This window comes from Marinobacter sp. VGCF2001 (assembly GCF_049943275.1).
Classification (GTDB): Bacteria; Pseudomonadota; Gammaproteobacteria; order Pseudomonadales; family Oleiphilaceae; genus Marinobacter.
This window is the reverse complement of record NZ_JBNFVX010000033.1, coordinates 1-5,212: the sequence shown is the minus strand read 5'-3', so window position 1 is coordinate 5,212 and position 5,212 is coordinate 1. Positions and strand designations below refer to the sequence as shown.

The following is a 5,212-nucleotide window of genomic DNA, read 5'->3' as shown; positions in this document are numbered from 1 at the left end:
TTTTAACAAGTTGTTGTAGTACGTTCCGGGCCTGGGGCCCTCCACCGGACGCCCATTTCGCTGCGCTGCATGGGCGCCGCTAAACATTGGCGTTAATGGCCCTGGCCTTCTTCATTTTTGGCGGGCTCAGTGCAAGGGCCTTGGCATCGGGCTTTGCTGCAAAGCCGCCTGTGTTGGTGATGGCCAAGGCCGGAAAAGTTGCCGTCGGGGTTGGGTGCCAAATTCATCGGCGGCATGGTTATTCACGGCGTGCTCCAGTTAAGGGGCCGTCCAGTTTAAACGGTAATCGGGTTGGTGTTGTTTGCGCTCTGGTTCCTTTCGCCATCCGTTGCGTTGGTGCAAGCTGTTCGGGAGAGGGCATGCAGCGTTGGTTGCCAGGGGAGACCTTGGTGGTAACCGGCCACTAACCAGGCGGTCAACCGGACGCCAAAAGCGTACCGCTTTTGGTTCCCTCCGCTACGCTCCGGCGCCGGTTACCTTCGCGTTATGTGACGTTTCGAGAAAAGATATGGACGAGATATCTATTAAACTTACCAACGATGAAGCTCTAGTTTTGTTTGAGCTGCTTGCGAGGTTTTCTGACAGGGATTCCTTCGAAATAGAACACCAGGCGGAAGAACGTGCGCTTTGGAACTTAAAGTGCCTCCTTCAGGAGGTCCTAGTTGAGATCTTGGAACCGGATTATATTAGTTTGGTTGACGCCGCGAGGGAACGGCTCAAAGACGATGTGTAGTCCGAATCCTGGGAAAGCACATAACCAGGCAGTCAACCGGACGCCAAAAGCGTGGCGCTTTTGGTTCCCTCCGCTGCGCTCCGGCGCCGGTTACCGCAGGCGTTAAGTGTCAAAGGACTGATCGATGAAAGGCGAATGTCTCTGCGGATACGTGAAGTTCGAAATTGAAGGGGAGATTCGAAACCTCTATCAATGTCACTGTTCGTTGTGCCGCAAAGCCACTGGAGCTGCAGCTAATGCTGCTACCTTTGTGCAGGCCGCCGCTTTTCGCTGGGTGTCAGGCGAAAGTGATATTAGGTCCTACAAAAAGCCCACCGGTTTTCGCAGCGATTTTTGTTCAGTGTGCGGGAGTCCAGTTCCAAATAGCCTGAGAGACAGCGGAATGGTTTGGGTTCCTGCCGGTTTGCTTGAGGAGCCGGTCGCATCAAAGGTTTCTGTCCATCTCCATACAAAGTCCGCTGCCCCTTGGGAGCAAGAGTCTGCCGAGTGTGTTCGTCTTGGTGGTGGGCCCGACAGTTTAGAATCACTTAACAAGTTGTTGTAGTTCGTTGCGGCCTGCGGCCTCCACCGGACGCCCCTGTCGGGGCGCCGCTAAACAAAAGCGTTAGGGACCTTCTGACTGCGGGATGCTTCAATTAGGCTCATACTGAATGCATAAATGGTCGAAAATTACGTTGCTGCTTTTCGTCTTGATTTCCGGTTGCGGAGATGGCGGACAATCAAATGAAAATGTGGTTCGTGGAGACAGTGACAAAGCGCTCAATGAGTGCCGAGAAATCACGGAAGAAAGCATCATCTATGAGACAGCAGCTAGGTTTAAACTAGAAATCCCCGTGTGGGTAAAGAATTTTCCGTTCACTAATAGTTTTAACGCGGACTGTGAACTGACAGACATGATTCTGAGTTTTGCATGGGTTAACAACGCGCTCATCCCCGTGGCGGCCGTTGGTGAGAGGAATCCACACAAGCATCCTTTTCCCCAGCATTATGAGCAGTTTGTTCTCATGATGTCATTCAGGCCCCCTGAACAAGACGTAGACGTGGAGCGTCATTGCGAGAGCAAACAACCAGTTTATGAGTTTCCTGAGTATCAAGTGAGGATGTGTCCTTTCTCCATGTCAGGTGTAGAAAGTCCTAACGCCAAGACTTGGCCATTCGTTCCGCATTTTGAGTTAATGACCGACCACAAGTTTCCAGCTAATTTCGGTTGTTCCAACTCAGTGTTTGATGGCTATCACGTCGATAATGTTACCCAAGTAGAGGTTCCATATAGTTGCAGAGGGTATTGGCACTGGAGACCAGGTGCGTGGGCAATGTTCGACATTCATAAAGGAAAGGTGGTCCAGAAGGCATATAGCGTCATTGAGGCCGCTGAAAAAATCATGAACTCATGGGTAGACGATTGAGCCTTCACTACAACCTTTGTCTGGGCTGCCGGAGCTTGAGTCAATGTGTGACTATGCCCTAACAAACGCAGTCACGGCGACGCCCACTACATTGCGCCTTTGGCTTCATTTCGTAGGCGCGCATGCTGCAAGCGTTAGGGCAAAAATTGAATCTATGAGAAATGATGAAGTTGATCTAGAGGCCGTTGCTGCTGAGATTATTGGAAGAATAGTGCTTGAGTTCTCCGGCCTAGAGTTAAGTTTAAACCTGTGCCTTCAGTGGGCTGTAAATGCGAAGGATTTTCACGCGGTAAATCCCTTAGTGGAAAGGCTATCCTTCAAAAACAAAACTGATGCTCTGGTTGAGATAGTCGAGATTAAGTTCCCGTCCAGCCCTGATTGTGTATCTGATTTCAAATCTTGGCACAAAAAAGTGGACAAATTTCGATCAAAGAGGAATTCGTTCATCCATGGCCGTTGGGGTTATGGCTATGCAAGTGAAGAAATAATTAATGTTTCTCCCGGCATGATTGGGCCAGGGCCCAGTAAGGAAAAGCGCTACAGCGTCGAAAGTCTGACTGCAGAGCTCAATGCCCTTAAAGAGATATCAAAAGAGCTCAATGCAATTAGGGAAAGGTGGCGTGTATAAAGGCCCTAACAAGGTGGTCAACGGGACGCCAACTACGCGTTGCTCCGTTGGCGCCCATTACCACTGGCGTTAGCTCTACTTAGGGGAGATTTATGAAGCATTCGACTTTGAACACCTTAATGGTTGCGAAAGCTATTTATGGTGAAACCAAGTCGCTAGTAAATATTGGTGATAAGCACTCATCGACTGCTGGAATAATTCTTCTTCAAGATTTTGTGGAACTGGTTGTATTGGCTGCTTTGGACGAATTGGACGTTGATGAGTCGAGAAGCCTAGAATCGAAGTCTTTTGATGAGCTTCTGGGTGAACTGAAAAAGCTGAAAGCCCCAGTAGTGAAGTCAGGGACGATAAAAGCACTAAACAAGCAGAGAGTAATTGCGAAACACTACGGGCAGCTGACCGAGCCCACGTCGGTTATTAATTATTTTAATGCTGCAAGGCGGTTTGTCGATGAGCTACTTTCACACGTGGTAGGTTGTAGCCTCCAAGAGATTTTTCTGACCGATCTATTGAAAGATGGGAAGGCTAAGGAACTTATTAAAGATTCGATAAAGCTCGCTGATTCGAATAAATATCTTGAATCGTTGGTGAATCTTAGAAAGGCATTTTATTTGGAGTATGAGTTCCAGTATTGCATTTATCGTTTTCGAGATATAAACCCTGATCAGAAGAATTTATTAGGACTGATGGGGCTAGATCTCAGCGGTATAAATGCACACTATTGGACAAAGAATAGTTTATGGATATCAGAAAATGTTAGATCACCATCAAATTATCTTCAGGTAAACCACGAGCAATTGAAAGCAGACTGTATCGAGTGGGGAGTAAATACAGTAGACATCGAGAATTTCAGGCGACTCACGCCTACTGTGGTAGAAACTGAAAAAGAAAGCTGGCACCTAGAGTATCAACCTAACTTCGTCGCAAATGAACTAAATCAAGAGAATTTTAGCTACTGTTTGGATGTTCTTTTGAGCTTTCTTCTCAAAAAGCAGGAGGTCGAGTCGAACAGAAAATGGCCCAAGAGCGATCGGCACATTGCGCCGCCTCCAATTTATATAGGAAATCCTATTTACAAAAAACCTTCTCAAGGGTCTGACATAGTTGGGCATGTTGAGGAGGACTACTACTACTCAGTAGAGAGAATTGTAACTGGGTTCAATCCGAATGAGCGTTATCTTTATGTGCACCTCACACCACAAGACAGCGGTGATATGTTTGAGGGGCATATCTGGGGTTATCTGCTGAATGAATAAAGCTAACCAATGCGGTCAAGGGACGCTCCTGAAGTCGCGCCCCTGCCGCTTGCGTTATGCCAAAGATTAGGGGGTAAGTAGTGCTGAGTTTTCAAGAAGCGATTGACTCCTTAGAAGAAGGGGAAAAGCCTTCTATTATACTTGCAAATGGCTTTTCCCAAGCGTGGGATCCAGACATTTTCAATTACCAAAATCTACTCGACGCAGCTGATTTTGGAGACAGAGACGAGGTTATTAGACCGCTTTTTGATGAGTTTGGCACATATGATTTTGAAATAATTTCGCGTCATCTCACTTCTACTGAAAAAATCCTTCGGTATTACGATCCTGACAATGCGCTAATTGGTCGTATTGTCGCCGATAGGCGGATACTGAAAGATGCATTAATCAACGCAATTTCGCGCACGCACCCTGACTTGCCGAGCGAAATTTCTGAGGATCAATACATAGCTGTTAGAGCCTTTCTCTCCCAGTTCAAGCAGATTTTTTCAATAAATTACGACTTACTGTTCTACTGGGCTAGAAACAAAAATAGCCTTGCGCCTGCCAACTACACTACTGATGATGGCTTCAGGAAAGGGCGGCAATGGAAAGGTTACGGAACTGACCAAGAAGTTCATTTCTTGCACGGCGGACTACACATCTATGATACGGGTGAAGTAATTAAAAAGCATGCCTGCACCGAAGATGGGGATACAATTATACAGCAGGTAAGAGCAAATTTAGATGCCGGACGATTTCCATTATTTGTTTCCGAGCCCACCTACCAAAAAAAGAGATATAAAGTAACTCACAACCCTTACCTGAGTTTTTGTTATCGAAAACTAGGTGAAATAGGTGGTGCTTTATTTATACATGGACATTCTATGGACGAGAATGACAAGCATATTTTTGATCAAGTTAAATCAAGCCGTGTCACCAGAGTCTTTGTCAGTATCTATGGTGACGAGTACTCTGAAGCCAATACAAGAACGAAAGCAAATGCTAAAGCATTCATCGAAAAATTGGATAAAGATGTTGCGTTCTATCAAGCTGAGTCAACACCCGTCTGGGCATAACCAGTGCAGGCACGGCGACACCCTTTACATTGCGCCTTCGGCTCCACTCCAAGGGTGCGCATGCTGCAAGCGTTATGTTTTAAGGAGGTAGTTTGAGTAAAGTCGTTGGACGCTGGCGAATTAAGTGGATG

Annotated in this window: 5 protein-coding genes; all 5 read left to right on the top strand. The window is 46.8% G+C overall.

Annotated features, from left to right (window positions below; all coding sequences use genetic code 11):
* The first annotated feature begins 857 nt into the window (after positions 1 to 857).
* The 5 genes from ACP2AU_RS16625 (at position 858) to ACP2AU_RS16605 (ending at position 5,081) form a co-directional block, all read left to right on the top strand.
* Entirely contained in the window at positions 858 to 1,277 is a 420-nt protein-coding gene (locus ACP2AU_RS16625; protein ID WP_426377329.1) for a GFA family protein, read from the top strand.
* A 106-nt stretch (positions 1,278 to 1,383) separates the two neighbouring features.
* Positions 1,384 to 2,139: a hypothetical protein gene (locus ACP2AU_RS16620; RefSeq protein WP_426377328.1), complete on the top strand. Its 756-nt coding sequence runs from the start codon at positions 1,384 to 1,386 to the stop codon at positions 2,137 to 2,139.
* Between the two features lie 154 nt (positions 2,140 to 2,293).
* A complete protein-coding gene (locus tag ACP2AU_RS16615; protein WP_424006898.1) occupies positions 2,294 to 2,767 on the top strand; it encodes a hypothetical protein in 474 nt (157 codons plus the stop codon).
* A 92-nt stretch (positions 2,768 to 2,859) separates the two neighbouring features.
* Positions 2,860 to 4,023, top strand: coding sequence for a hypothetical protein (locus tag ACP2AU_RS16610; RefSeq protein WP_426377327.1), 1,164 nt, complete (start codon positions 2,860 to 2,862; stop codon positions 4,021 to 4,023).
* 80 nt (positions 4,024 to 4,103) lie between these two features.
* Entirely contained in the window at positions 4,104 to 5,081 is a 978-nt protein-coding gene (locus ACP2AU_RS16605; protein WP_426377326.1) for a DUF4917 family protein, read from the top strand.
* The last annotated feature ends 131 nt before the right edge of the window (positions 5,082 to 5,212 follow it).

Coding starts and splice junctions, on each gene's coding strand:
- ACP2AU_RS16620 (WP_426377328.1), top strand. CDS start 1,384: ATGCATAAATGGTCGAAAATTACGTTGCTGCTTTTCGTCTTGATTTCC.
- ACP2AU_RS16610 (WP_426377327.1), top strand. CDS start 2,860: ATGAAGCATTCGACTTTGAACACCTTAATGGTTGCGAAAGCTATTTAT.
- ACP2AU_RS16625 (WP_426377329.1), top strand. CDS start 858: ATGAAAGGCGAATGTCTCTGCGGATACGTGAAGTTCGAAATTGAAGGG.
- ACP2AU_RS16615 (WP_424006898.1), top strand. CDS start 2,294: ATGAGAAATGATGAAGTTGATCTAGAGGCCGTTGCTGCTGAGATTATT.